The following is a 24,458-nucleotide window of genomic DNA, read 5'->3' on the forward strand; positions in this document are numbered from 1 at the left end:
AGGCGAGCCACGGAGGGAACGGGATGAGATAGATCAAGCCGGCAAGAGCTCCGGACCGTGGCTGGACCGCTCGCGCCATCGCGTGGTAGCCGATCGCCGAACTTGCCTCCGGGGCGGCCATGCGCGAAATTGCGGTCGCGGAACCGCGCCCCGGACCCACGACGCAAGGATGGAAGCAAATTGAGCCCGACCCGCGTAACTCATCCGGCAGATGACGGTCGCGGCGAACATTTCCGGGTCCGGATCGAGGGATTCGGCGTCGGCACCTGGGACCTCGACCTCAAGACGCAGGAATTCGAGTGGTCGGACGCCGCCGGGGCCATGTTCGGCGTCGCCCGCGACCAGCCCGTCACCTACGAGCTCTTCCTGTCGCGCCTCGAGCCGAGAGACCGCGAGCGCGTCGAAGCTGCAATCAGGCGCGTCGCCGAGCGCGGCGGCGGGTTCGACGTGTCGTTCCGGATTTCCGCCAGTTCCGGCAGAGGGCAATGGATCCGGGCCCGCGCCGGCCTGATCCGGGACGAAGCCGGCAGCGCACGCCATCTCAGCGGGATATTCCTCGACATCGACGAGGAGAAGCAGGTCGAGGAGGCGCTGCGCACGCGCGAGACGCACCTCCGCTCGATCCTGCATACGATTCCGGACGCGATGATCGTCATCGACGGCCATGGCATCATCCAGCTGTTCAGCACGGCCGCCGAGCGCCTGTTCGGTTATTTGGAGCATGAGGCAATCGGCCAGAACGTCAGCATTCTGATGCCCGAGCCGGACCGCTCCCGCCACGACGGCTACATCTCCCGCTATCGCACCACGCGCGACCCTCACATCATCGGCATCGGCCGCATCGTCACCGGCAAGCGGCGCGACGGCACGACGTTTCCGATGCACCTGTCGATCGGCGAGATGCAGTCCGGAGGGGAGCCCTATTTCACCGGCTTCGTCCGCGACATGACCGAGCACCAGAAGACCCAGGCGCGGCTACAGGAGTTGCAGTCCGAACTCGTCCATGTCTCGCGCCTGAGCGCCATGGGCGAAATGGCCTCGGCGCTCGCACACGAGCTCAATCAGCCGCTGGCGGCGATCAGCAATTATATGAAGGGTTCGCGCCGGCTGCTGGCGGGCAGCAGCGATCCGAACATCGAAAAGATCGAGAGCGCGATGGACCGCGCCGCCGAGCAGGCGTTGCGCGCCGGCCAGATCATCCGCCGCCTGCGCGACTTCGTCTCGCGTGGCGAATCCGAGAAGCGGGTGGAAAGCCTCTCCAAGCTGATCGAGGAAGCCGGCGCCCTCGGCCTTGCCGGCGCGCGCGAGCAGAACGTTCAGCTCCGCTTCAACCTCAATCCGGAGGCCGACCTCGTCCTGGCCGACCGCGTCCAGATCCAGCAGGTGCTGGTCAATTTGTTCCGCAACGCGCTGGAAGCCATGGCGCAGTCACCACGACGCGAGCTCGTCATCACAAACACCGAGGTGATCGACGACATGATCGAAGTCGAGGTTTCCGACACGGGATCGGGCTTCCACGACGACGTGATACCGAACCTGTTCCAGACCTTCTTCACGACGAAGGAGACCGGTATGGGCGTGGGACTTTCCATCAGCCGCTCGATCATCGAAGCTCACGGCGGCCGCATGTGGGCCGCGAGCAACGCATCAGGCGGCGCAACGTTTCGTTTCACCTTGCCGGCAGCCGACGAGAACTGAGCCATGACTACCAAAGGACATGTCTACGTCATCGACGACGACGAGGCGATGCGGGATTCGCTGAACTTCCTGCTGGATTCGTCTGGCTTCAGTGTCCACTTGTTCGAGACGGCGCAAACCTTCCTCGATGCGCTGCCGGGCCTCTCCTTCGGCTGCGTGGTCTCCGACGTGCGCATGCCCGGGCTCGACGGGATCGAGCTCCTGAAGCGCATGAAGATCACGCAAAGCCCGTTCCCGATCCTGATCATGACCGGTCACGGCGACGTTCCGCTGGCGGTCGAAGCCATGAAGCTTGGCGCTGTCGATTTCCTCGAAAAGCCGTTCGACGACGATCGCCTGACCGCGATGATCGAAGCCGCTATCCACCAGGCTGAGCCCGCTGCCAAGAGCGAGGCGATCGTGCAGGACATTGCCGCGCGTGTTGCTTCCCTCAGCCCGCGTGAGCACCAGGTCATGGAGGGGTTGATCGCGGGCCTCTCGAACAAGCTGATTGCGCGCGAATACGATATCAGCCCGCGCACCATCGAAGTGTATCGGGCGAACGTCATGACCAAGATGCAGGCGGGCAGCCTGTCGGAGCTGGTGCGGCTGGCGATGCGGGCGGGCGTACTGAAGGACTGAGGCTGATCCTAAATTGAGGCAGGTCAATGCCCTCCCCTCGCCACGTGCTAGCAAAGCTCCCATGACCGAGATCAGCTTACGCCATAGGCGGGATCCGATGTCGTCCCCACTCAAGCCTACCGTTTACGTGGTCGACGACGACGACGCCGTCCTGGGATCACTGCGATTCCTGCTGGAAACCGACGGCTTTGCGGTGCGGACCTTCAGGAGTGCCACGGCTTTGCTCAATGCCCCCCACTCCCCAGGCGCGGACTGCTACGTGATCGACTACAAGATGCCCGATATCAACGGCGTCGAGCTCGCCAGGCGCCTGCGCAAGTCGGAGGGCGACACGCCCGTGATCCTGATCACAGGATATCCGGACGAGAATATCTCGACACGGGCTGCCGCCGTCGGGATCAAGGATGTGGTCTTGAAGCCGCTTCTCGACGAGAATCTCATCAAGCGCATCCGCGGCGCCATCCAGCGCAGGCCCAAGAGCTGACGGCCGACCTACGGGACTCTACGTAGGTACACCTCCTTAAGATATCGCTCGAAATTTTCGCGCCTCGCAACCCGCTGTAACCATGTGCCATCTGAAATGGAGATGGCCAACATGCTCACCCAGTCGCTCAACACCCAGGTTCACGGCAGCAAGATCGCCCCTGCCGCCGCCCATCCCGTCTCCGATCAGTTCGGCGCCATCACCGGCCATGTCGGTCTTGTCGCCACCGAGTTCTCCTACCGCAAGGATGAGGAGATCTACGGCGAGGACGAGCCGGCTGAATACGTCTACCAAGTCGTCTCCGGTGCGGTACGCAGCTACAAGCTCCTTTCCGACGGCCGCCGCCAGATCGGCGCCTTCCATCTCCCCGGCGACATGTTCGGCCTGGAATCCGGCGCCACCCATCGGCTCGCCGCCGAAGCCATCATCGACACCAGCGTGCGCCTCGTGAAGCGTTCCAGCCTTGAGAAGGCCGCCGGCACCGACGTGCAGGTCGCGCGCAAGCTCTGGGCGATGACCGCGGGCGAGCTGCGCCACGCCGAGGATCACATGCTGCTGCTCGGCCGCAAGACCGCAATGGAGCGGGTTGCGACCTTCCTGCTCGAAATGGACCGCCGCCTCGCGGTCGCCGGAATGATGGCGCTACCGATGTGCCGACGCGACATCGGCGACTATCTTGGCCTGACGCTGGAGACGGTGTCGCGTGCGCTGTCGCAGCTCCATTCCCAGGGCATTCTGGGCTTCTCCGGTGCCCGCCAGATCGTGCTGCGCAACCGCCAGCGTCTGCACAATCTCGACGCCTGAGTTCTTCCTCGCTGCCATCTTCCCAACTGGCCGGCCGAATCCGTTTCGGCCGGCCGTTTTCTCAACGGGGGCCGCGCCGCGTCTCCGGCATCACCAGGAGAATAAGGACGAGCCCGACTGCCGCGACGCAGGCGAGGCCAATGAACGCGGTGCTGCTGCCGAACTTGTCGCTGATGAAACCGCCGAGCACGGTACTCAGGGAAGCACCGATGCCGGTCGCGGTTCCCACGACGCCCTGCGCAAGATTGAAATGGCCGCTGCCGAACGCAACGTCGGCGACGATCAGCGGAATCATCACCGCGAACACCGCCGCCGTGATGCCGTCGAACACCTGCACCAGCACCAGAAGATAGGGATCGCGGACGGTTGCGAACAACAGGCCGCGAATCGCGAGTGCTGCGAATCCGATCAGCAACAGCGGACGCCGGCCCCAGGCCTGCGCCTTGCGTCCGACCGTCGGCGACATCAGCGCAACGATCGCCTGCGGCACGATGATGCAGCCCGCGATCAGAACCGTTGCCCACTGGCTCGACCGCGTCGTCACCACGCTCGCCATCAGCGGCAGCATCGCCGCGTTCGCGAGCTGCAACAGCATCACGCTACAGGCGAAGATCAGCAGCGGCCGCTGCCTCAGGAGATGCCACACATTCGTGTCCGCGCCTTCCGCGGCTTCGCGCGGCATTTCGCCGTGCGCGCGCGCCACATCGACCTCCTCCTCGCGGATTCGCGACAAGGCGATCAGGGTCGGAATCGCGAGCAGGAAAGTGACCAGGAACACCGAGCGGCTCGACAGCAGATAGCCGGCAGTGCCCATCACCGCGGCCGCGACGCCATTGCCAAGCGAGGCGAAGCGTGCGTTGCGGCCAAGCCGTTCGCCGATCGCGAACGGCCCGACGAGGCCAAGGCTGATCGCGGCGATCGCAGGCCCCAACACGCAGCTCGCGGCCGCATGCAGAGTGGCCGCCGTCACCACGACCGGAAAGATCGGCATCGCCGCATAGGCAAGCGCGCAGCAGCCGATGGTGGCGATGGCCAGCCCCGCGACCAGCCGCTCGGATTTCGCCGCATCGATGATCGCGCCGCCCGGCATCTGGCCGATCAGGCCGACGATGCCGCCGATCGACAGCACGAGGCCGATCTCGACCTGCGTCCATTTCTGTGTCGTGAGATAGACCGCGATGAACGGGCCGAAGCCGGTCTGCACGTCGGCCAAAAAGAAGATGAACCAGTCCAGCGCACGCAGGCTTTGCTTTGACGGCGCAGGTTGCGGAAGCGCAGGGAAAGTGTTGCGGCTCTCAGGTGGGCCACGTTGATCGTTGCTCGGATGGCTCGGCTTCCTGGACAAGCGCACCGACAGTCTGCCCTCCCCTTTCCTTACGGAATGAACTGCAACGGTTGCAGCGTGCCGGACGCGCCCAGCACGACGATCGGTGTGTCCTCCTTGTATTCCGGCGCAGCCGCGACCTGCGCCTTGGTCAGCTCCAGGCTGATGCTGTCCTTCTTGTTGGCGATCTTGCCGAAATGCAGGGCGTTCCAGTCGACCACGATCTTGCGGCTGCCGACGCCGAGAAAGCCGCCGAAATCGATCACCGCCGCCCGCACCTTGCCGGTGCGATCGACGACGACATCGACGATGCGTCCCATGTCCTCATCGGCGGCGCTGCGCACGTCACGTCCAAGCACGCCATGGGCATCGCTGGCGCCGATGATGGTGACCGACGGCGGCGGCGCTGCATCCTTCGGAACAACGGGCGCGGCCGGCGCCGGCGAAGGCGGCGCGTTCGGCTCGCCTTGCGCCGGAGGTGGCTCCTCGGCCGCGAACGACGCCGCAGGCACGATGCTACCGACCATCACCGCAACCAGCATCAACCGCGTCATGGCGCGCATGCGACGTCCTCCGACTGATTGCGCTAGCGCGCCAACACGATCGATACCTGGATCTGGCCGCGCGTGCGCAGCACCTCGAGCGCGACATCGTCGCCGTGGCGGCGAATCCGCAAATCGACGCTGGACGAGCCCAGTTGCAGGTCGTGCAGCACCACCTCGTTCAGGAACCCGGGCAGATGCGGATTGCGCAGCCGGATCTCGCTGCGCGCGACGTCGAACTCGATGCCGAGAGCGGCCTCCAGCAGCGTGAACGGCGTCGCGCTGGCCCAGGCCTGCGGCGCGCAGGCGACCGGATACAGCGTCGGGCCGCGGCGTTTCTCGCGGCGGAAGCCGCAGAACAACTCCGGCAGCCGCCGCAGATCCATATAGGTCGCGGCCTCGAACAGGCCCTTGAAGACATGTGCCACCGAATGCTTCAGGCCGTAGCGCGCGAGCCCGAGCGTGATCAGTGCGTTGTCATGCGGCCAGACCGATCCGTCGTGATAGGACATCGGATTGTATCTGACCTCGCCGAGCGCCACGGTGCGGATGCCCCAGCCGGAAAAGAAATGCGGCCGCATCAGGTCGGCGGCGACCTTGCGCGCGCGGTCCTCCCTGATCATGCCGCTGAACAGGAGCTGGCCGGCATTCGACGTCCGTACCCTGCAGGGGCGCTTGGCGCCGTCGAGTGCGAGCGCGTAGGTGCCGAGCTCCTCGCACCAGAATGCCTCCTCGAAGCGCGCCGCGAGCGCCTTGGCCTCGGCTTCGAGCTTCCTCACCCTGTCCGGCTTGCCCAGTCGCAAGGCGCAGCGTGCGGCGAGCTGCTTGGCGGCAAAGACGTAGCCCTGCACTTCGGCGAGCGCGATATAGCCCTCCGCAAGCGTGCCGTCGGCATGGAAGATCGCATCATAGGAATCCTTCCAGCCCTGGTTGGCGAGCCCCTGTTCGGAAGCACGCTGATATTCGACGAAGCCGTCATGGTCGGGATCGCCGGGTCCGTCGATCCAGGCCAGCGCGGCCTCGATCGCCGGCCACAATTCCAGCAGCGTCTCAACATCGCCGGTACGCTCGAAATAGCGGCCGGCGAGCATCACGAACAGCGCGGTCGAATCGACGCTGCCGTAATATTGCGCGAACGGCACCTCGCGCAGCGCCGCCATCTCGCCGCCGCGCATCTCGTGCAGGATCTTGCCGGGCTCGGCGTCGGCGAGCGGATCTGTGGCCTTTGCCTGGAAGTGCGCAAGGCGCCGCAGCACGCCCCTGGCGACCCTCGGATCGATCCACAGCATCTGCAAGGCCGTGATCAGGCCGTCGCGGCCGAACGTCGTCGAGTACCAGGGAATGCCGGCATAGGGATAGCGGCCCTGCGGCGTATCCGTCATCAGCATGTTGAGGTCGGCCATCGCCTGGCACAGCACCTCGTTGAAAATGTTGTTGGAGGTCTCGATGCTGGCCGTCCCCGCCGTACAGGAACGCATCTCGCGGCGATGCGCCAGCATGGCCGGAAAGAACCGCACCGGCTTGAGCGTCTGCGGACGGTTGCAAGACACGGCCACGAACAACGACCTCGTATGATGCGGCTCGAGCTCGAGCTGCCAGGTCGCAGCATTGACCGAGAGCCGGGTTGGCCTTGGATCGAAATGCAGACCTGTCGTGCGCAGAGCATTATCGAGCCCGCGATATTCGAACAGCACGTCGGTCGGGCCAAGCAACTTGCTCGAGCCGGCCCCCCGTCGCGGCCGCTTCTCGCCGCGCACCTCGAACAAATCGGCAAAATCGCTGTCGAACAGCAGCGTCAGGTCGAAGCTCGCCGGCCGGTCGCCATGGTTCTGCAGGCCGATACGCTGATAGGCCGTGCCACGCCACAGGAACACCGTGCGCACGATGTGCAACATGTCCTTCTGAAGGACGATGCGGCCGTTGCGGTAGATGTCGGGATTGGTGAGATCGATGGTCAGGGCCGAGTTGTCGTCGCGCAAATTCGAGCCGAGCAGCAGCGGCTGAAGATCGTCGAGCACGAGCTCGAGCCGCGCGAGATAGCGCGTGTCGCAGTTGAACAGGCCATCCGGGCCACCGGCAGAGGCACCGATATCGCCATGGCTGTCGAGCACGATGAAGGTGTCGTCGTGCTTGAGCGAACGCCGCGGTCTCGCCGCAGGTCCCGTCATGGGAATGTAGAACGGCTGCTCCTCCACGACTTCCACGCTTCGCGAGGCCGCGACGAATTGGGTGACGACTTCGGCTGACATGCGCTATTCCCCTGCGCCGTTATTCAAAACGCAATCGACCTGAACGCGACGATTTGGACGCGACTTACGCGGCAAACTTCGAGAGCCGGTTCATCTCCTGCGTTACCAGCTCGCGGTAAGGCCCGTGGTTCTGCATCAGGCGGTCGGGCGAACCGTCCTCGATGATCTTGCCAGCCTTCAGCACCACCACGCGGTCGAAGTTGCGCAAGGTTGCCAACCGGTGCGCAATCGCAATTACGGTGCGGCCGCGCATCAGGCGCGACAACGCCTCGCGGATCGCCTCCTCCGCCTCGCTGTCGAGCGCTGCGGTCGCCTCATCGAGCAGCAGGATCGGCGCGTCCTTCAGGAAGGCACGCGCGATTGCGATGCGCTGGCGCTGGCCGCCGGAGAGTTTTACGCCGCGGTCGCCGACCATGGTGTCCAGGCCCTCGGGCATGCTCTCGACGAAATCGCAGCGCGCCGCGATTGCCGCGCGCAACACCTCGTCGTCGGTGGCATTGGGACGGCCATAGCGGATGTTCTCGCGGACCGAGCGATGGAACAACGAAATGTCCTGCGGCACCACTGAAATCGCCTCGCGCAGGCTCTGCTGCGTCACACGGGCGACGTCCTGCCCATCGACGGTGATGCTGCCGTCATCAACATCATAGAACCGCTGCAACAGCGTGAACAGCGTCGACTTGCCGCCGCCGGACTGCCCGACCAGACCGACGCGCTGGCCGGGTTGCAGCCGCAGACTGAAGCGCTCGAAGATCTTCGAAGCTCCGGGATAGCCGAACGTCACGTTGTTGAAGGCAATCGCGGCGCCGCGCTTGACGAGCGGCTCGGCTTCCGGGTGGTCGCGCAATTCATGCGGCACAAGGAGCGTCGCGATCGCCTCGGTCAACCGCGCGACGTGCTGAGTGACGTCGACCAGCGCGACCGCAAGATCGCGCGTGGCGTTGAGAATCGAGAGTCCGAGAGTACAGACCAGCACAACCTCGCCGGTTGTGGCTTCGCCCTTTTGCCAAAGCGTGATCGCCCAGGCGAGTAGCCCGAGGGTCAGGACCACGGTGACCGCGGCGTGAGTCAGACGCAGCTTTTCGAGGTAACGCAGGCTGCGGCCACGCGCGGTCAGTTCCCGGTTCACGGTTGCATCAAAGCGCTGATGTTCGTGGGTGATGCCGCAGAACGCCCGCACCAACGGCATGTTGCTGATGACGTCGATCATTTCGCCGTCGACGACGGCGGCCTTGTCGGCAAAATCGTCATGCAACGGCTTACCGGCCGCAGCGAGATGGAACATCGCGATTACCATGCCACCGGCGATAACGATCAGACCCGCTGCCATATAGGGGCTCACGGTTCCAATCAGCAGGATTGCCGCAACTGTGGCAATGCATGGCGGCAAGACATTCCAGACGAACATGTTCTCGACCGTGAACACGGCGTTGGAGGTCGCAGTGATCCGACTTGTCAGCATACCCGGCATGCGATCCGAGAAGTAGCTCGGCGCGTGGCCGGTCAGATGTCGGAAGATGTCGCGGCGCAGATCGCCGGTCACGCCGACAAAGGTGAAGCTCGCTGTCCAACTTGCGATCCGCCACAGGAAGTTATCGGCGGTGATCAGCGACATGAGGAAAGCGAATGACAGCCATACGCCTCCGCTATGCGAGGCGCCGGCAGAAAGACTGTCGACCAGTGATTTGACGCCGTATTGGGTGCCTACGGAGCAGGCAACGGCCGCGACCACGGCGATCAGGATCACCAGATGCGACGCGAGCCGCCGGCGAAGATAGCGCAAAACAAAGGCAAACGGCCGCCTCGCGTAGCCTGATAGTTGATCCATATGGCTGCCACCCCGTCATAACAATTGTCAGTCGTGCCTTGCGCGGCACTGGCTGAGTGAACATCGACCGGTTCATTCCGGTTCCCTTGCAATGCGATCACGACATGACGATGCGGACGATCTGAGAAGCAGTCGTGACATCATCAAGACCAGATTGCGGACGAGTCACGCCGCATTGCAGACGTGTCGAATAAGTAACCTTCCAGGTGTGGAACTTCGCAGATGCGGGAACGTTCCCATGGCTGGCATGCCGGTGCCGAAGTGAGCTGGGGTTCAACTTTCATGATCGCGACAAGGAGATGGTGAGATGCGCATCGCGCAGGTAGCTCCGTTGACGGAGGCTGTTCCACCCAAGCTGTATGGCGGCACCGAACGGGTGGTGCATTGGTTGACGGAGGAACTGGTGGCGCTGGGGCACGATGTAACCCTGTTCGCCAGCGGCGACTCGCATACTTCGGCCAAGCTCGACGCGACATGGCCCAAGGCGCTGCGCCTGGACGGGGCGGTGCGCGATCCCAACGCGCTGCACATGGTGATGCTGGAGCGGGTGCGGCAGAAATGTGACGACGAGGAATTCGACTTCCTCCATTTTCATCTCGATTACTATCCGTGGTCATTGTTCTATCGCCAGCCGACACCATTCCTGACGACGCTGCATGGTCGGCTCGACCTGCCCGAGCATCAGCCGGTGTTTAATACGTTCTCTAAAATCCCGGTCATCTCGATCTCGAACTCGCAGCGGCGGCCGGTGCCGCAGGCCAATTGGGTGCGCACAATTCATCATGGCCTGCCGGAAAATCTGCTGACGCCCGTGCCTGCTAAACAGGACTATCTCGCGGTGCTCGGCCGCATCGCGCCGGAAAAGGGCGTCGATCGGGCAATCAACATCGCGACGCGCTGCGGCATCCCGCTGAAGATCGCAGCCAAGGTCGATCGCGCCGACCAGGATTATTACGACGAGCTGATCCGGCCGTTGATCGAGAACAACCCATTGGTCGAATTCATCGGCGAGATCAGCGACAATGAGAAGTCGGAGTTCCTGAGCGGCGCGCTCGGTCTTCTGCTGCCGATCGACTGGCCTGAGCCATTCGGACTGGTGATGATCGAAGCCATGGCCTGCGGCACGCCGGTGATCGCCTTCAATCGCGGCTCGGCACCGGAGATCATCGACGAGGGCCTGACCGGCTTCGTCGTCGAGGACGAGATCAGCGCGGTCGCGGCGGTCGGCCGCCTGCCGCAACTGAACCGTAGCGCGATCCGCAACCAGTTCGAGACGCGCTTCACTGCACGGCGCATGGCACTCGACTATCTCGCCGCCTACCGCGGCCTGATGGAAGCCACCGCGCCGAAGATCAAGCTGGTGAGCAGCGCGGAGTAGCGGCCAAAATCTCAGGTGTCGTCCCGGCTTTCGCCGGGACGACGTCTGCGTGTGCTGCAGCTTCAACGCGTCGCTGACGATGACTTGCTATGTCACCACTGCCCGCTTCGGCTCGACAATTTCGAACATGCGCGGGAATTCATCCATCAGAGCCATCAGCTCGGCAAGGCGTAGCGCATTGCCCAACAGCTTGATCTTGCCGGCAGCGACTGCTTCCGGGAAGGTCGTGAGCTTGGCGATCACTTCGTCGAGCGTGGCACGGGCGAGCGTGAAGCTGGCGTCGGCCTTTTCCGACTGCGTGCCTTCGATGTAAGTGAGCGCTGAATTCTCGAGGTTGAGCACGAAGGTCTCACCGGTGTCGGAGAAGCTCCAGTTCAGCACGATGTGCTTGCCCTCTGCCTTGGGACCGTTGAGGCGGATGCCGAGCACATCCCATAGCTGGGAGGTACGAAGTGCGGCCAGCGTCTCGCGCGGCATCGGCGGGCGTGGCGGGGTCTTCGGCATGCCCTGGCGCAGTTCCTGGGCGCCGAACAGATAGGCGTTGCGCCAGGTCGCGCTTTCCGCGGCATAACCGAGCTGCTCCAATGTGTCGGCGAGCAGGCTTCGTGCCGCGGCATGATCGGGCTCGGCGAAGACGAGATGGCTGAGCGCCTGCGCCACGAAGCGAAACTCACCTTTATCGAAGTCCTTGCGCGCCCGCGCGAGGATCGCGTCCGCGCCGCCCATATACTCGACGTACTTCTTGCCGGATTCGACCGGCGGCAGCGGGTCGAGATTGACGGGGTTGGCGTCATACCAGCCGAGATATTTCTGATAGATCGCCTTCACATTGTGACGGATATGACCGTAATAGCCACGACCGTGCCAGGCACCTTCCAGGCTTTGCGGCAGCCTGATCGTCTCGGCGATCTCGCTTGCGGTGAGGCCGTGATTCATCAGGCGGATGGTCTGGTCATGCGCGAATTTGTAGAGGTCGCGCTGCTGGCGGATCATGGTGTCGATGCGATTACGTCCCCACACCGGCCAGTGATGCTGGCCGCACATCGCCTCCGCCTTGCCGCCCCAGAGAGACAGCGCCTCATTCAGGTATTTCGACCACGCCAGCGCGTCGCGCACGTCGGCGCCGCGGAACGGCAGCAGATTGTGAAAATTATGCGTGCAATTCTCGGCGAGGTTCAGCAGCTTGTAGCGCGGGATGAAGAAATGCATTTCCGCCGGCGCCTCGCTGTTCGGCGCCATCTGAAATTCGAATTCGACGCCGTCGATCACCCGCCTGTCGCCGGTCGCCATGATCAGATCGGTGGGACGCAGCAGCGCCACTGAACCAGCCGCCATCGACTTGCCGAGGCCGCAATCGACCTGCCCGCGCGGCCCCTTGGCGAGGAATGGCCCGAACTGATATTGCGCCCGGCGCAGCATCGCCGGTCCCGCGATGATGTTCTCGGAGACCGCGTGCTCCATGAACAGATTCGGCGCGATGATCGGCACGCGCTCCGTGGCGAGCGCGTCCTCCTCCAGAACGCCGCGCGCACCGCCCCAGTGATCGGTATGGGTGTGGGTGAAGATGACGGCTGCGACGGGCCGCGAGCCGCGATGCCTGAAATAGAGATCGAGCGCAGCGCGGGCCCCCTCGATCGAGGTCAACGTGTCGACCACGATCACGCCGCTGTCGCCTTCGATTAGCGTCATGTTGGCGATGTCGAGCCCGCGCACCTGATAGACGCCGGGCACCACCTCGAACAGGCCGTGATGCATGTTGAGGCGCGACTGCCGCCACAGGCTCGGATTGACCGTCGACGGCGCCTGCTCGGCCGACAGGAAGCCGTAGGGCTCAAAGCTCCAGACCGTCCGGCCTTGCGGGTTGATGATCTTCGCATTCTCGATGCTGCCGAGAAAGCCCCGCGCAGCGTCTTCGAAATCCCGCGTGTCGGAAAACGGCAGCGCGCTCAGCATCGCCTCGTGCTGCGCGGTGACGGGCGACGTTGCATCTTTCGGCTCGCTGCTGGCGATCTCGGTCATCGGGCCGGCTCCCTTCCTGATTGGGTCGGGCGCCATCTAAGCGTATTCGCGCGCTGGTTCCAACAGCAGGCGACCGGCCATGCCGGTCGGTGGGGCTGCGACGCCCGATCCTAGTGCATCCCGAGCACTCTCGGCAGGAACAGCGTCAGCTCCGGCCAGTAGGTCACGACGACCAGGAAGGCGAGCATCGTGAGCAGCCACGGCATGACGGCCACCGCGAGCTCGGTGATGCGCATTCGCGCGATCATCGACGCCACGTAGAGATTCAACCCCACAGGCGGGTGGCAGAGGCCGACCTCCATGTTGACGTCGATGACGATGCCGAAATGAACGAGGTCGATGCCGAGCTTTTTCGCGGCCGGCGCAAGGATCGGCGCCATGATCAGGATGATCGAGTTCGGCTCCATGAAATTGCCGGCGAGCAGCAACAGCACGTTGACGACCAGGAGGAAGCCGACCCAGCCGAGATTCTGCGCCGCGATCCAGTCGGCGAGCGTTGCCGGCAGGTTCTCGTTGGAGAGCACGAAGGAGAACAGCACGGCGTTGGTGACGATGTAGAGCAGCATCGCGCTGGTGTTGGCGGCCCGGAGCAACACGCGCGGTACGTCCTTCATCCCGATCGCCCTGTAGACGAAGACCGAGATGAAGAAGGAATAGACCGCCGCCATCGCGGCCGCTTCCGTCGCGGTGAACAGGCCGCTATAGATGCCGCCGATGATGATGACGACCAGCATCAATCCCCAGATGCTCTCGCGGAACGTACGCACCGTCTCGCCCCAGCTCGCTTTGGGCAGGCGCGGATAATCGCGCTTCTTCGCGAGCCACCAGGTGACGATGCACAGCATCGTGGTCAGCATCATGCCGGGCAAAAGGCCCGCGACGAACAGGGCACCGATCGAGGTGTTGGTCGAGACCGCGTAGACGATCTTCGGGATCGACGGCAGCATCAGGATGCCGAGCGAGCCAGCGACCGTGATGATGCCGGCACCGAAACGCATGGGATAGCCGTGGCGGACCATCTCGGGCAGCACGATGGCGCCGATCGCAGCCACCGTGGCGACACTCGAGCCGCACACCAGCGCGAACATCGCGCAGGCGACGATGCCGGCAAGCCCGAGGCCACCATGCCAGTGGCCGATCAGCGAGGTCGCGAAATTGATCATGCGGCGCGCGACACCGCCATGCGTGAGGAAATTTCCTGCCAGGATGAAGAACGGGATCGCCATGATCTCGAAGCTCTCTATCCCGGTGAATAGCTTCATCGAGACCGCCTCGATCGGTACCGCCGTCAGCGTGAACAGGAACGTCATCACGGTAAGGCCGAGCGCGATCGAGACCGGGATGCCGGTCAGCATCAACGCGATCAGCAGCGCAAACACGGTCGCGGCGCGCATCCAGTGCGGCAGCACGATGACGCCGGACTTTTCGGCAAGGCACAGCGCGAAGATCAGGATCGGCGCCATAATCAGGATCACGCCGAGCGGTGAAACCTTTCGCGAAGCCGCTTTCGTCGCAGCACCCGCCGGCTGCGGATGCAGCGCGGGCGAAGCGTCGGCCTGCACGCCCTCGACATGGGTCTCGTCGTGATGCGGCAGCTCGCCGGTCCAGAAATAGAACCAGGCGACCTGGAGGAAGCGGAAGCACATCAGGCCCGAGCCGAGCGGGATCGCCAGATAGACGATCCACATCGGCGCCTCCAGATCGTTCGACTGCTGTCCGGTGTGGAACATCTCGCCGACGAAGGAGGCGCCGAAGGCCGCGATCATGCCGGTGAAGATCGCGCCGCAGAGCAGCGCGAACAGGATCACGTGCTTGCGGGAATGTTCGGGCAGACGGTTGACGAGCAGGTCGACGCCGACATGGATGCCGGTGCGCACGCCATAGGCCGCGCCGAACTTCGCCATCCAGATGAACATGTAGATGCAGAGCTCCTGCGCCCAGGACAGGTCGAGCTCGGACAGGAAGGTGAATGCGGCCTTCGACAACGCCGCGAGCCAGGTCAGCCCATGCGCGGCGGCCCATCTGGAGAGCGCGATCGACTCGCCGGCGCCATAGCGATGCAGCACCGCGATGAAGATCAGGCCCGTTGCAGCCGCAATGAGCGTCGCGATCAGCCACTCTTCGAGATGATTGAGCGCACGATTGAGCACGCGAAGCAAATCAAGTCCCCCTATCAGACCGAAACGGCCGGGAGTGCGTTCACTCCCGACCGTTCTTATTGTTGTTCTGCGCCAGGCCGCGTCAGTTCATCTTGACGTCAAGTTCCTTGGCGACGAGGTCGAGCACCTCCTGCCCGACCCGGCCCTTGGCCCATTTATATGTCGGCTGCATCGCCTCCTGCCACGCCTTGCGGTCGGCATCGGAGAGATAGTGCAACGTGGTCTTGCCCGACTTCTTGATCTCGGCGAGCGCGTCTTCGTTCTCCTGGCGCGCGATCGAATTCGTGTAGTCGGTCGCCTCGGCCATCGCCTTTTCGAGCTGGGTGCGGACATCCGGCGGCAAGCCGGCCCAGAACTTCGAGTTGACGATCACGGCGTATTGCAGATGCGCGTGATAGGACACGGTGATGTCCTTCTGCACCTCGTAGAACTTCTGCGTCAGGTAGTTCGATGCCGTGTTCTCGCAGCCGTCGACGACGCCCGTCTGCAGGGCCTGATAGACTTCGGAGAACGCCATGATCTGCGGGATCGAGCCGACGAGACGGAAATACTGGTCGGCGATCTTTGAGCCGGAGATGCGGAACTTCAGTCCCTGGAAATCCGCGGGCTTCATCAGCGGGCGGTTGGCTGAGACCATGTGGAAACCGTTGTCCCAATAGGCCAGACCGGTGATGCCTTTAGCCTCCAGCTTCTGGAACAGCCACTTGCCGACGGTGCCCTTCATGGCCGCAGCGTAGGTCTCATCGTCCTTGAAGAGCCAGGGCAGATCGAGCGCCTCGAACTCCTTCACCCCGAGCGGCGCGAATTTCGCGGTCGAGGGCGCAAGCATCTGCACCGAACCGAGCTGAAGCGCCTCGATCTCCTCCTTGTCCTTGTAGAGCGAAGAGTTTGGATAGACCTCGATCTTGACCTTACCGTCGGTGTATTTCTCGGCAAGCTCCTTGAACTTGAGCGCGCCCTTGCCCTTGGGCGTATCATTGGCGACGACGTGGCTGAACTTGATGACGATCGGACTCTGGGCCAGCACAGCGGCGGGCGCCAAAACGAGCGCGGCCGCAGCGGCCGCAAGCAGCAGTTTGCGCATTAAGTACCTCCCAACAACCTCTAAAGCCGATTCTTTTTTGTTTTCCGGCTTCAGTAGTGGCAGCAAACCACCAGGCGAACAACTAGACCTAAGCCCAATTTGCCACAGCAAAATCGTCTCGACGGCTCTTGTATACGCAAGTTTGCGCCCGCTCCAGCCCCGACTGGCGAGCGCTTATGTCGCATCGGCGAACGAAGTTAACCCTTGCGCCGAGCGACCATGAACAGCCGGCGGAACGGGAACAGCGTCTGCCCCGCGGCGTTTTTCGGATAGGCCTTTGCGACGCGCGTTCCATAGGCCGCCTCGAACGCGGCCTTCTCCTCGCCCTGCAAGACGTCGAGATAACGAGTCAGCCAGGTGCCCTTGGTCCACTCCTTGACAGGATTGTCGCCCTCCAGGACCTGGAGGTATTCGGTCTCCCAGATGTCGATGTTCTGCGAGAGGGGCGCAAGCAGATCGTGATAGAACGCCGGCCCCTCGACCGGCGGCGGGGTGACGAGATGCTCGACCTTGGCCCGCCACGGCCCGTTCAGCGCGGTCTCGCCGATCAGGACGTGCGAGGGCGCGGTGAAGTTGCGCGGCATCTGCACTGCAAGCATGCCGCCGGGGGTGACCTTCTCCATCACCGAGGGGAAGAGTGCCGCATGATTGGGCAACCAGTGCAGTGCGGCATTGGAATAGATCAGGTCATATCGCTTGGTCGGGCGCCAATGGCCGAGATCCTCATGTGACCATTCCACCTCCGGTGCGGCCTTGCGGCCTGCGGCAACCATCTCGGCCGAACCCTCGACACCGGTGACGGAAGCATTCGGCCAGCGCTCCTTGATCAGTTTCGTGACGTTGCCGGCACCGGCGCCGAGATCGGCAATATCTGAGACGGCAAAATCCGGAATCCGCATCAACAGATCGACCGCCGGCCTCAACCGGTGGCCGGAGAATTTCAGATATTGCTGCGGATCCCACACCATCTTCGCGAACCTGTTTTTCGTGTTTCCTTCGCCTTAGCTCTTCGTTACCACTGCTCGTCCCGGTCCGGCAAATCGCCGCGGGACGGGTTGGAAACGAACACAACAAAAGCAAACAAGAGAGCGTGTGACCATGGACCTCGGGCTCAAGTCGAAAACCGCAGTCGTCACTGGAGCGAGCATCGGCATCGGCCGCGCCATCGCCAAGGGCTTGGCAAGTGAAGGCGTGCGCGTTGTGGCGGTGGCGCGGCGCAAGGACCTGCTCGACCAGCTTGTGCAGGAGACCGGCGCAGGGCTGATCACGCCGTTCGAGCAGGACGTCATGGCGAAGGACGCTGCCGAGCGGCTGACCGCCTTTGCGCTGAAAGAGCTCGGCCATGTCGACATCCTCGTCAACAATGCCGGTGGCAGCCGTCCTCTGCCGGTCGATGCGCCAGACAGCAAATGGGACGAGGCGATCGCGCTGAATTTCACCAGCTACCGTCGCATCGCGCATGCGCTCTTGCCGCAGATGATGGAGCGCAACTGGGGCCGCATCATCAACATCACCGGCAAGTCCGAACCGGAAGGTCTCAACGCCGCCTTCGCGGCCAAGGCCGCCGTGCACGCCTGGGCCAAGGGCCTGTCGCGCGAGATCGGAAAGCACGGCATCACCATCAACTGCATTCCGCCCGGCCGCATCATGAGCGAGCAGATCCGCCGCAACTACGCGCCCGATTATCGGGAGCGCTTTGCGGAGGAAGAGATCCCGGTTGGCTATTGGGGCGAGCCGGAAGATCTTGCAGCGCTGGCGGTGTTCCTGGCGTCGCCCGTGGCACGGTACATCACGGGCACGGTGATCCCGGTGGATGGCGGGTTGCGGCGGTATCAGTTCTGAACTGCGATACGCTCCCTCCCCCCGTACGCGGAGAGAGGCGACGAGAGCGCGATCTCCTCACTCCGCCCGCAAGATCTCCGCGATCGCGGCGCCCGCCGCGATCGTGCCGAGGTTGCCACCGACGTCGCGGGTTGCCTTCCCCTGCTCAATCGCCTTCGCCGCCGCCGCCTCGATCGCGGTGGCGGCCTCCTCATAGCGAGCCGCACCGTTCCTTTCGCCGTGCCGGGCCAGCAGCAGCGCGGTCGACAGGATCAGCGACACCGGATTGGCGACATCCTGCCCAGCGATATCGGGCGCCGAGCCGTGCGCGGCCTGCGCCATGGCGTGACGGTCGCCGACATTGAGGGAGCCGCCGAGGCCGAGGCTGCCGGACAACTCCGCGGTGAGGTCGGAGAGGATGTCGCCGAACATGTTGGTGGCGACGATGACGTCGAAGCTGGCGGGGTTGCGCACGACATGCGCCATCATGGCATCGACCAGGACGTCGTCGACCTCGAGGCCCGGATAATCCTTCGCCGCCTCCCGGCAGATGTCCAGAAACATGCCGTCGCCGATCTTGAGCACATTGGCCTTGTGCACAATGGTGAGGTGCTTGCGCCGCTTCATCGCAAGCCGGCAAGCCGCGTGCGCGATGCGCTCGCAGCACAATCGCGTGATCCGGCGCAGCGAGATCACGACATCAGGCGTGACCAACAGCTCGCCATTGCCCTCTTCCATGTTGCGGTCGGCATAGAAGCCTTCGGTGTTCTCGCGCACCACGACAAGATCAAAATCGCCGAGCCGGCCGGGCCGCCCCTGATAGGTGCGCGCAGGCCGGATGTTGGCGAACAGATCGAGGTTCTTGCGGAAGTATCGCGACGGATTGATCTCGCCGCGCGCCTCGTCCTTGAAATCGAAGGTCGCGGTGGGCCCGAGGATCAGGCCGTCGGCGGCGCGTACCGTGTCGAGCAGCTCCGGACGCACCGTCGTGCCGAACTGCGCAAGGCTGGCGTGACCGATTGCATACTCCTCCAGTTTGAGATTGAGCTGGAAGCGTTCGGACGCCACGCGCAGCACGCCCGTGGTCGCGGCCGTGATCTCCGGCCCGATGCCGTCACCCGGCAGCACGACAATTTGCATCGAACATCCCCTCTTTGCCTGCCGATCCGATCATACGCGATCATGCACAATCACCGCACGACCTTCGCGCATACCCGCATGCAAGCTTATGCCTGTGGCACGCAGCGCTGCCGTAGTACATCCCGTATAGCAACACTCAACCCACTCTTTGCGGAGACAGCGCAGGCAATGACAATCACGTTACCTGCACTCAGCAAGGAGCCGGGACGCCCCCTCGCCGACGGCCTGCCGATCGAACGCCGGCGCTGGGCGATCGCCGCGATCTTCACCGCGCTCGCGATGGCCTCGCTCGATACCGCGATCGCCAATATCGCCCTGCCCGCCATCGCAGCCGACCTCCATGTCAGCCCCGAGCAGGTGGTCTGGGTCGTCAACGTCTACCAGATCGCGCTGGTTGCCACGCTGCTGCCTTTGGGGGCGCTCGGCGAGATCGTCGGGCATCAGCGCATCTATCTCGGCGGCCTGCTTCTGTTCACGATCGCCTCGCTGCTCTGTGCGGTGGCCTGGTCACTGCCGAGCCTGCTGGTGGCGCGCACGCTGCAGGGCCTCGGCGCGAGCGGCATCATGAGCGTCAACACGGCGCTCGTCCGCTTCGTCTATCCCGGGCGGATGCAGGGCCGCGGCTTCGGTCACAACGCGCTGGTGGTCGCGACCGCCTTCACTTTCGGGCCGTCGATTGCGTCAGCAATCCTCGCGCTCGGGCCCTGGCCCTGGCTGTTCGCGGTGAACATTCCCTTCGGTCTCGTCGCCATGGGCATCGGATTTGCGATGCTGCCCAAGACGCCGCGCGCCGATCACGGCTTTGATTTCCTGGGTGCGGTGCTGGCGGCGATCTGCCTCGGCCTGTTTATCACCGGGATAGGCAGCGCGGCACATAATCTCTCCCCTTCCCTGGTGGCGGTCGAGCTGGTCGCAGCCCTCGTGATCGGCTTCATCCTGACGCGCCGGCATGCCGATCATCCGGCGCCGATGCTGCCGATCGACCTGTTCAGCCGTCCGATGTTCGCGCTGTCGGCGGCCACCGCGGTCTGCTCGTTTGCCGTGCAGGGTCTCGCCTTCGTCTCGCTGCCGTTCTATTTCGAGGACGTGCTCGGACGGTCCCAGGTCGAGACCGGCTTCTTCATGACGCCATGGCCGCTGGTCGTTGCCGTCATGGCGCCGATCGCGGGGCGCCTCTCCGACCGTCACGCGGTCGGACTGTTGGGCGGCATCGGGCTCGTACTGCTCGGCATCGGCATGGCGCTGCTGGCGACGCTTCCGGCCAATCCGTACATCCCTGACATCATCTGGCGGATGGTGATCTGCGGCATGGGGTTCGGCTTCTTCCAGGCGCCGAACATGAAGGCGGTGATGGGAAGCGCGCCGCCGCATCGCAGCGGCAGCGCATCTGGCATCGTCGCTACCGCGCGACTGACCGGACAGACCACCGGCGCGGCACTCGCCGCGCTCTGCTTTGCCCTTGCCGGCCATAACGGTGCCACCGTTGCGCTCGCGCTCGGCGCGGGCTTCGCCGCGCTCGGCAGCGTGATGAGCTTCCTCAGGCTGGCGGTGAAATAGAGTGTGACGCGGACGCGACCGCCGCCGGGATCGGCACCTGCTCGTCCAGCGTGGCAAGGCGCGCGTCGATGGCTTCGATGACCCGGCGCGAGAACGGTCCGAGATGCGCATAGGCCGCGATCATCGCGACCGCGATGCGCGCTGAGGACGTGTCGCGCTTGGCGCAGCTGAGAAAAGTCTTCCAGAGCGGACCGTGCGCTTCGGGAATGGCCGATGTCACACGATGGACGGTTTCCAGCGCGCGCACCTTGTTGCGAATGTCGCCCTCGGGGAGCTCTGGCCGTTGCCGCGAACGGTCGAGCATCGTCATCAACCGGTCGACACGGCTCGCATAGGCGACCGGGTCGTAGATCCTCTCCAGGACTTGCCTGTAGTCCATCAGGATGTCCCGTAAGGGACGGATCGGATCGAAATTGATCCCGGCGGTGCACTGATCGCCGCCGCTCATGGTCGATGCCGCCGAATCATGATCCGGGCGCAAGCGGCCTTCGCGGGCGAGACGCCGCGTCAGCTGTGTGTTGGGCAAGGCAAAGAGCAGGCCGACCATGCAGACAGGAATGGCCGCCTCCTCGATGAATTCGATCATGGCGTCGGCCATCGAGACCTTCTCGCTGTCGAAGCCCACGATGAATCCGGCAGTGACGAGCATCCCGGCGCCGTAGATCCTGTGAATGCTCTCGGCGATGTCGCGCCGCGTGTTCTGCTTCTTCCGCATCGCGACCAGCGTCGCCGGGTCGGGACTTTCGATACCGACGAAGATGCCGAAGAAGTTTGCCGCCGCCATCAGGTTGAGCAGCTCCGCATCGTCGGCGAGATTGACCGAGGCTTCGGTCGAGAACTCGAAGGGATAGTCGTGCGCGCGCTGCCATGCGGCGAGATCGGGAAGGAACTGCTTCAGCGACTTCTTGTTGCCGATGAAATTGTCATCGACGAAATCGAGATGACCGCGGTAGCCCATCCGGTACAGCGTCTCGAGCTCGGTGAACATCTGCGACGTCGTCTTGGTGCGCGGGACGCGTCCGTAGAGCTCGATGATGTCGCAGAACTCGCAGGTGAAGGGACAGCCGCGGGAATACTGTACGCCGAGATAGAGATAGTCCTCGAATTTCAGGAGATCGAAACGCGGCACCGGCGTCCTCGTCACGTCAGCCTGGAATTTCGGCGCAGTGAATACGGCCGATCGCACGCCACTCTCCCAGGCGGCGACGAACTCGTCGATGACGCCTTCGGCTTCGCCGAGCACCTGGAAGTCCGCCCCCGCGTAGAGATGAGGGCTGGATGTCGGATCGGGGCCGCCGACAACCACAGGCTTGGCCTTCGCGCGGCAAAGCTCGATCAGCCGCAGCGTGTCGGTCTGTTGCGGCAACATCCCGCCGGTGAAGACGACATCCGCCCAGCCAAGATCGTCATCGCCGAGCGGCGTCGTGTTGCAGTCGATGAGGCGTATCGTCCAGCTTTCGGGCAACATCGCCGCGACGGTGATCAGCCCCAGGGGCGCTGCGGGGCGGCGGACACCCATCAGTTTGCAGGATTCGCCAAAACTCCAGAACGATTCCGCGGTGAACAGCGGATAGAGCATGAGCACGTTGCAAGGGCGCGGCACGTTCATGGAACCCCCTGAGTCTTCGTGCCGAATGTACCAAAGCGCGCGTGTATTGCATCACTGCAACGCGGGGCGAGCTGTCACTTTCTGTTCCATTGCCGTTAGCCGCTGTCGTCGGCATGGCGTCGTATCAGGCCATCCTTCTGACGCTTGGGGCGAAACGGCTGCCCAGCGCCGCGCGGAACTGACCGCGACCAAAGTCTATCCCTGCGGCGCTCATTCATCGGGAACCCAGCGACCGCCATGGGCTTTCCTGAAGTATCCTCACGCGCAGGAGGTGCGTCATGAGCAAGTGGCAAGAGCGCGAAACGGTACCCGACCTCTACAACCTGTTTCTCGCCGCCGTGCTGTTCTTATCGCCGTGGCTGTTCAGGCTGACGAACGAACAAGGCAAGGTTGATCTCTGGATCACCGGCATAATCATCGGCCTGGTCTCGCTGGCGGCCGTTATCACCTACCGGGATTGGGAGGAATGGCTCAACGTCCTCATGGGCGCCTGGCTCATCGTCTCGCCCTGGCTCCTTGGATTCCCGCATACGCGGGCCATGCACATCAGCATCGGAATAGGCGTGGTCGTCGTGCTTCTGGCCTTGCTCGATCTCTTCCTCCACTACGAGAAGAGGCACATCGAGGACGACGTTCCCTCGCGATCCGGACAAGAGAAAGCGCACCAGTAAGAGACGGCGCCGACCCACGTGACGGCAAGCATTCGCGCGTGGGTCGTGCAACGACAACCAGAAATTCGTGTCAGGCCTTCGCCTTGTGGCGCGCGATGAGTTGGTCGGCGACCTCATCGAGGCTGTTGCCGACGATCTGAGGTTGCGGTCCTACTCCCAGCACATCATTGCCGGGACGCTTGATCAGTGCCGCTTCCCAGCCCGCCGCAACGGCGCCGAGCGTATCCCAGGTGTGACAGGCGATGAGAAAAAGCTGCGACGGGTCTACTCCAAGTTCCCTTTCGACATAGGCGTAAGCCTCGCGAGACGGCTTGTGGTGCTTGACGCCGTCCGCGCTGAAACGACGCTCAAAGAGATCCACGATGCCGCCGTGCTCGAGCTGGCGGGGCTGGACCTCGAGCAAATTATCGGTGAGCGTGAACAATCGGAAACCTGCTTCGCGCAGCTTGCGCAATGCCGGCGGCACCTCGGTATACGGCGGCATCGTGGAGAACTTTTCCGTCAGCTCTTTCCTGTCGTCATCGCCGATTCTGATCCCGCGCGTATCCGCCAGCATCTTCATGACCGCCGATCCGATGTCGGTGAACGGGACATAGCAGCCGGCTACCGTGAGAGCGGCCGAGTACATGATGAAGTTGGCGAACCATAAGCGCATGGCGCTCCTGTCACCGAAAATGCGCGTGAAGGTCGGCTCCATGGTTTCGAGATCGAGAAGCGTCTCGTTCACATCGAAAACGATCAGGGGACGTGCCGACATGTTGGACTCCTTTTGTGCGTCCGGTGTTGGCCCCAGCCTTTCAGTGCTTACCCTTCAGCCTGTCGCGATGCGCAGCCTGCTTGGCGCGGTTGCCGCAGATCGCCATACTGCACCATCGTCGCGCGCGACGCGGCGTATGGTCGGCGAACATCAAGGTGCAGCGATGGCCCTCACACGCCTTCACGTCGGCAAAATCCACCTCGCACACGAACTTCGCCATGGCCTCGCCGATTGGCAGTAACAGTGTGTCCAGAGACCGCCAACGCCGCATCGTTCGCACCTCCAGGCGATCGTCCATGCTGTCGCGCTGCCGTGTTATCTGGCTGAACGTTTCGTCGCGTTCGAGAAGCTTGTTGAGATAGCCGAGCTCGTTGAGCGCCTTCGGCGCGAGCGACCGACCAGCATGCTTTCGCACGAAGCCGCGGAACCACTCGCGCAACGCACAGGCCTGCTCGGCAACCTTGTCCAATTCTCCTGGCATCGCGCGCGCCTTCAACTCATCCCGTACATCGGCCGGCACGAGCCCAGCTTGAGCCAGCCAGTCCAGCAAGCCATCACCATTGTCCAGCCAATCGATCGGCGTATCGATCGGGGTGGCGATGGAGTTCAGAAAATCGAGGCCGAGCGAGTCGGCAATGAAGATTGCGGGCGGTTTGCGTTGCACGATCGGCTCCCCAGCCAGGAAACGAGCTCCAATCGCATAACCGGCCAAC

The 24,458-nt window shown here is 63.6% G+C and carries 20 protein-coding genes and 1 pseudogene; 8 read left to right on the forward strand and 13 right to left on the reverse strand.

Going from position 1 to position 24,458, the window contains the following annotated elements:
- Window positions 1-180 precede the first annotated feature (180 nt).
- From fixL to ACV1FX_RS13010, 4 genes are all read left to right on the forward strand, one after another.
- Window positions 181-1,698 (forward strand): sensor protein FixL, encoded by a 1,518-nt coding sequence (gene fixL, locus ACV1FX_RS12995; RefSeq protein ID WP_473117954.1) that lies wholly within the window; start codon window positions 181-183, stop codon window positions 1,696-1,698.
- A gap of 3 nt (window positions 1,699-1,701) precedes the next feature.
- The gene (gene fixJ, locus ACV1FX_RS13000; protein WP_473117955.1) at window positions 1,702-2,319 is read left to right on the forward strand and encodes a response regulator FixJ; all 618 of its coding nucleotides are present in this window, start codon (window positions 1,702-1,704) and stop codon (window positions 2,317-2,319) included.
- 97 nt (window positions 2,320-2,416) lie between these two features.
- Window positions 2,417-2,803, forward strand: coding sequence for a response regulator (locus ACV1FX_RS13005; protein WP_473117956.1), 387 nt, complete (start codon window positions 2,417-2,419; stop codon window positions 2,801-2,803).
- 111 nt (window positions 2,804-2,914) lie between these two features.
- Window positions 2,915-3,607 carry a helix-turn-helix domain-containing protein gene (locus ACV1FX_RS13010; protein WP_473118188.1) on the forward strand — a complete coding sequence of 231 codons (693 nt, stop codon included), beginning with the start codon at window positions 2,915-2,917 and terminating at the stop codon, window positions 3,605-3,607.
- A gap of 61 nt (window positions 3,608-3,668) precedes the next feature.
- Here the strand turns inward: ACV1FX_RS13010 and ACV1FX_RS13015 are convergent, their stop codons facing one another.
- From ACV1FX_RS13015 to ACV1FX_RS13030, 4 genes are all read right to left on the reverse strand, one after another.
- On the reverse strand, window positions 3,669-4,958 hold the full coding sequence (locus ACV1FX_RS13015) for an MFS transporter (protein WP_473117957.1): 1,290 nt from the start codon (window positions 4,956-4,958) through the stop codon (window positions 3,669-3,671).
- A 23-nt stretch (window positions 4,959-4,981) separates the two neighbouring features.
- On the reverse strand, window positions 4,982-5,494 hold the full coding sequence (locus ACV1FX_RS13020) for a PRC-barrel domain-containing protein (protein WP_473117958.1): 513 nt from the start codon (window positions 5,492-5,494) through the stop codon (window positions 4,982-4,984).
- 23 nt (window positions 5,495-5,517) lie between these two features.
- On the reverse strand, window positions 5,518-7,722 hold the full coding sequence (locus ACV1FX_RS13025) for an amylo-alpha-1,6-glucosidase (RefSeq protein ID WP_473117959.1): 2,205 nt from the start codon (window positions 7,720-7,722) through the stop codon (window positions 5,518-5,520).
- Between the two features lie 64 nt (window positions 7,723-7,786).
- Window positions 7,787-9,550 (reverse strand): ABC transporter ATP-binding protein, encoded by a 1,764-nt coding sequence (locus tag ACV1FX_RS13030; protein WP_473117960.1) that lies wholly within the window; start codon window positions 9,548-9,550, stop codon window positions 7,787-7,789.
- A 307-nt stretch (window positions 9,551-9,857) separates the two neighbouring features.
- Here ACV1FX_RS13030 and ACV1FX_RS13035 point away from each other — a divergent pair, with 307 nt between their 5' ends.
- Window positions 9,858-10,928 (forward strand): glycosyltransferase family 4 protein, encoded by a 1,071-nt coding sequence (locus ACV1FX_RS13035; protein WP_473117961.1) that lies wholly within the window; start codon window positions 9,858-9,860, stop codon window positions 10,926-10,928.
- Window positions 10,929-11,015: 87 nt separating this feature from the next.
- Here the strand turns inward: ACV1FX_RS13035 and ACV1FX_RS13040 are convergent, their stop codons facing one another.
- From ACV1FX_RS13040 to ACV1FX_RS13060, 5 genes and pseudogenes are all read right to left on the reverse strand, one after another.
- Complete coding sequence (locus tag ACV1FX_RS13040; protein ID WP_473117962.1) at window positions 11,016-12,947, reverse strand: alkyl/aryl-sulfatase; 1,932 nt, start codon at window positions 12,945-12,947, stop codon at window positions 11,016-11,018.
- 110 nt (window positions 12,948-13,057) lie between these two features.
- Window positions 13,058-14,341 (reverse strand): TRAP transporter large permease, encoded by a 1,284-nt coding sequence (locus ACV1FX_RS13045; protein ID WP_473118189.1) that lies wholly within the window; start codon window positions 14,339-14,341, stop codon window positions 13,058-13,060.
- A 237-nt stretch (window positions 14,342-14,578) separates the two neighbouring features.
- Window positions 14,579-15,097: pseudogene (locus ACV1FX_RS13050) on the reverse strand (TRAP transporter small permease); the annotation flags it as partial.
- Between the two features lie 91 nt (window positions 15,098-15,188).
- Entirely contained in the window at window positions 15,189-16,190 is a 1,002-nt protein-coding gene (locus ACV1FX_RS13055; RefSeq protein ID WP_473117963.1) for a DctP family TRAP transporter solute-binding subunit, read from the reverse strand.
- A 197-nt stretch (window positions 16,191-16,387) separates the two neighbouring features.
- Window positions 16,388-17,158, reverse strand: coding sequence for a methyltransferase domain-containing protein (locus ACV1FX_RS13060; RefSeq protein ID WP_473117964.1), 771 nt, complete (start codon window positions 17,156-17,158; stop codon window positions 16,388-16,390).
- Between the two features lie 130 nt (window positions 17,159-17,288).
- On the opposite strand from ACV1FX_RS13060, the gene ACV1FX_RS13065 reads away from it, so the two are divergent.
- On the forward strand, window positions 17,289-18,032 hold the full coding sequence (locus ACV1FX_RS13065; protein WP_473118190.1) for an SDR family NAD(P)-dependent oxidoreductase: 744 nt from the start codon (window positions 17,289-17,291) through the stop codon (window positions 18,030-18,032).
- A 57-nt stretch (window positions 18,033-18,089) separates the two neighbouring features.
- On the opposite strand, the gene ACV1FX_RS13070 is transcribed toward ACV1FX_RS13065, so the two are convergent.
- The gene (locus ACV1FX_RS13070) at window positions 18,090-19,151 is read right to left on the reverse strand and encodes an isocitrate/isopropylmalate dehydrogenase family protein (RefSeq protein WP_473117965.1); all 1,062 of its coding nucleotides are present in this window, start codon (window positions 19,149-19,151) and stop codon (window positions 18,090-18,092) included.
- A gap of 168 nt (window positions 19,152-19,319) precedes the next feature.
- Here ACV1FX_RS13070 and ACV1FX_RS13075 point away from each other — a divergent pair, with 168 nt between their 5' ends.
- On the forward strand, window positions 19,320-20,708 hold the full coding sequence (locus tag ACV1FX_RS13075; protein ID WP_473117966.1) for an MFS transporter: 1,389 nt from the start codon (window positions 19,320-19,322) through the stop codon (window positions 20,706-20,708).
- Here ACV1FX_RS13075 and ACV1FX_RS13080 read toward each other — a convergent pair.
- Window positions 20,689-22,317, reverse strand: a complete 1,629-nt coding sequence (locus ACV1FX_RS13080) for a B12-binding domain-containing radical SAM protein (protein WP_473117967.1) — start codon at window positions 22,315-22,317, stop codon at window positions 20,689-20,691. The genes ACV1FX_RS13075 and ACV1FX_RS13080 overlap by 20 nt on opposite strands.
- 278 nt (window positions 22,318-22,595) lie before the next feature.
- Here ACV1FX_RS13080 and ACV1FX_RS13085 point away from each other — a divergent pair, with 278 nt between their 5' ends.
- Complete coding sequence (locus ACV1FX_RS13085; protein WP_473117968.1) at window positions 22,596-22,988, forward strand: SPW repeat protein; 393 nt, start codon at window positions 22,596-22,598, stop codon at window positions 22,986-22,988.
- 70 nt (window positions 22,989-23,058) lie between these two features.
- On the opposite strand, the gene ACV1FX_RS13090 is transcribed toward ACV1FX_RS13085, so the two are convergent.
- Both ACV1FX_RS13090 and ACV1FX_RS13095 read right to left on the reverse strand, forming a co-directional pair.
- Window positions 23,059-23,745 (reverse strand): haloacid dehalogenase type II, encoded by a 687-nt coding sequence (locus ACV1FX_RS13090; protein ID WP_473117969.1) that lies wholly within the window; start codon window positions 23,743-23,745, stop codon window positions 23,059-23,061.
- A 40-nt stretch (window positions 23,746-23,785) separates the two neighbouring features.
- Window positions 23,786-24,409: a CGNR zinc finger domain-containing protein gene (locus tag ACV1FX_RS13095; RefSeq protein ID WP_473118191.1), complete on the reverse strand. Its 624-nt coding sequence runs from the start codon at window positions 24,407-24,409 to the stop codon at window positions 23,786-23,788.
- Window positions 24,410-24,458: the final 49 nt, after the last annotated feature.

Source organism: Bradyrhizobium ingae, assembly GCF_055791185.1.

Bases quoted from the DNA above. Each gene is read 5' to 3' on its own strand.
- fixJ (WP_473117955.1), top strand. From the start codon at position 1,702: ATGACTACCAAAGGACATGTCTACGTCATCGACGACGACGAGGCGATG.
- ACV1FX_RS13005 (WP_473117956.1), top strand. From the start codon at position 2,417: ATGTCGTCCCCACTCAAGCCTACCGTTTACGTGGTCGACGACGACGAC.
- ACV1FX_RS13010 (WP_473118188.1), top strand. From the start codon at position 2,915: ATGCTCACCCAGTCGCTCAACACCCAGGTTCACGGCAGCAAGATCGCC.
- ACV1FX_RS13020 (WP_473117958.1), bottom strand. From the start codon at position 5,494: ATGCGCGCCATGACGCGGTTGATGCTGGTTGCGGTGATGGTCGGTAGC.
- ACV1FX_RS13025 (WP_473117959.1), bottom strand. From the start codon at position 7,722: ATGTCAGCCGAAGTCGTCACCCAATTCGTCGCGGCCTCGCGAAGCGTG.
- ACV1FX_RS13030 (WP_473117960.1), bottom strand. From the start codon at position 9,550: ATGGATCAACTATCAGGCTACGCGAGGCGGCCGTTTGCCTTTGTTTTG.
- ACV1FX_RS13035 (WP_473117961.1), top strand. From the start codon at position 9,858: ATGCGCATCGCGCAGGTAGCTCCGTTGACGGAGGCTGTTCCACCCAAG.
- ACV1FX_RS13040 (WP_473117962.1), bottom strand. From the start codon at position 12,947: ATGACCGAGATCGCCAGCAGCGAGCCGAAAGATGCAACGTCGCCCGTC.
- ACV1FX_RS13045 (WP_473118189.1), bottom strand. From the start codon at position 14,341: ATGCGCGCCGCGACCGTGTTTGCGCTGCTGATCGCGTTGATGCTGACC.
- ACV1FX_RS13055 (WP_473117963.1), bottom strand. From the start codon at position 16,190: ATGCGCAAACTGCTGCTTGCGGCCGCTGCGGCCGCGCTCGTTTTGGCG.
- ACV1FX_RS13060 (WP_473117964.1), bottom strand. From the start codon at position 17,158: ATGGTGTGGGATCCGCAGCAATATCTGAAATTCTCCGGCCACCGGTTG.
- ACV1FX_RS13065 (WP_473118190.1), top strand. From the start codon at position 17,289: ATGGACCTCGGGCTCAAGTCGAAAACCGCAGTCGTCACTGGAGCGAGC.
- ACV1FX_RS13070 (WP_473117965.1), bottom strand. From the start codon at position 19,151: ATGCAAATTGTCGTGCTGCCGGGTGACGGCATCGGGCCGGAGATCACG.
- ACV1FX_RS13075 (WP_473117966.1), top strand. From the start codon at position 19,320: ATGACAATCACGTTACCTGCACTCAGCAAGGAGCCGGGACGCCCCCTC.
- ACV1FX_RS13080 (WP_473117967.1), bottom strand. From the start codon at position 22,317: ATGAACGTGCCGCGCCCTTGCAACGTGCTCATGCTCTATCCGCTGTTC.
- ACV1FX_RS13085 (WP_473117968.1), top strand. From the start codon at position 22,596: ATGAGCAAGTGGCAAGAGCGCGAAACGGTACCCGACCTCTACAACCTG.
- ACV1FX_RS13090 (WP_473117969.1), bottom strand. From the start codon at position 23,745: ATGTCGGCACGTCCCCTGATCGTTTTCGATGTGAACGAGACGCTTCTC.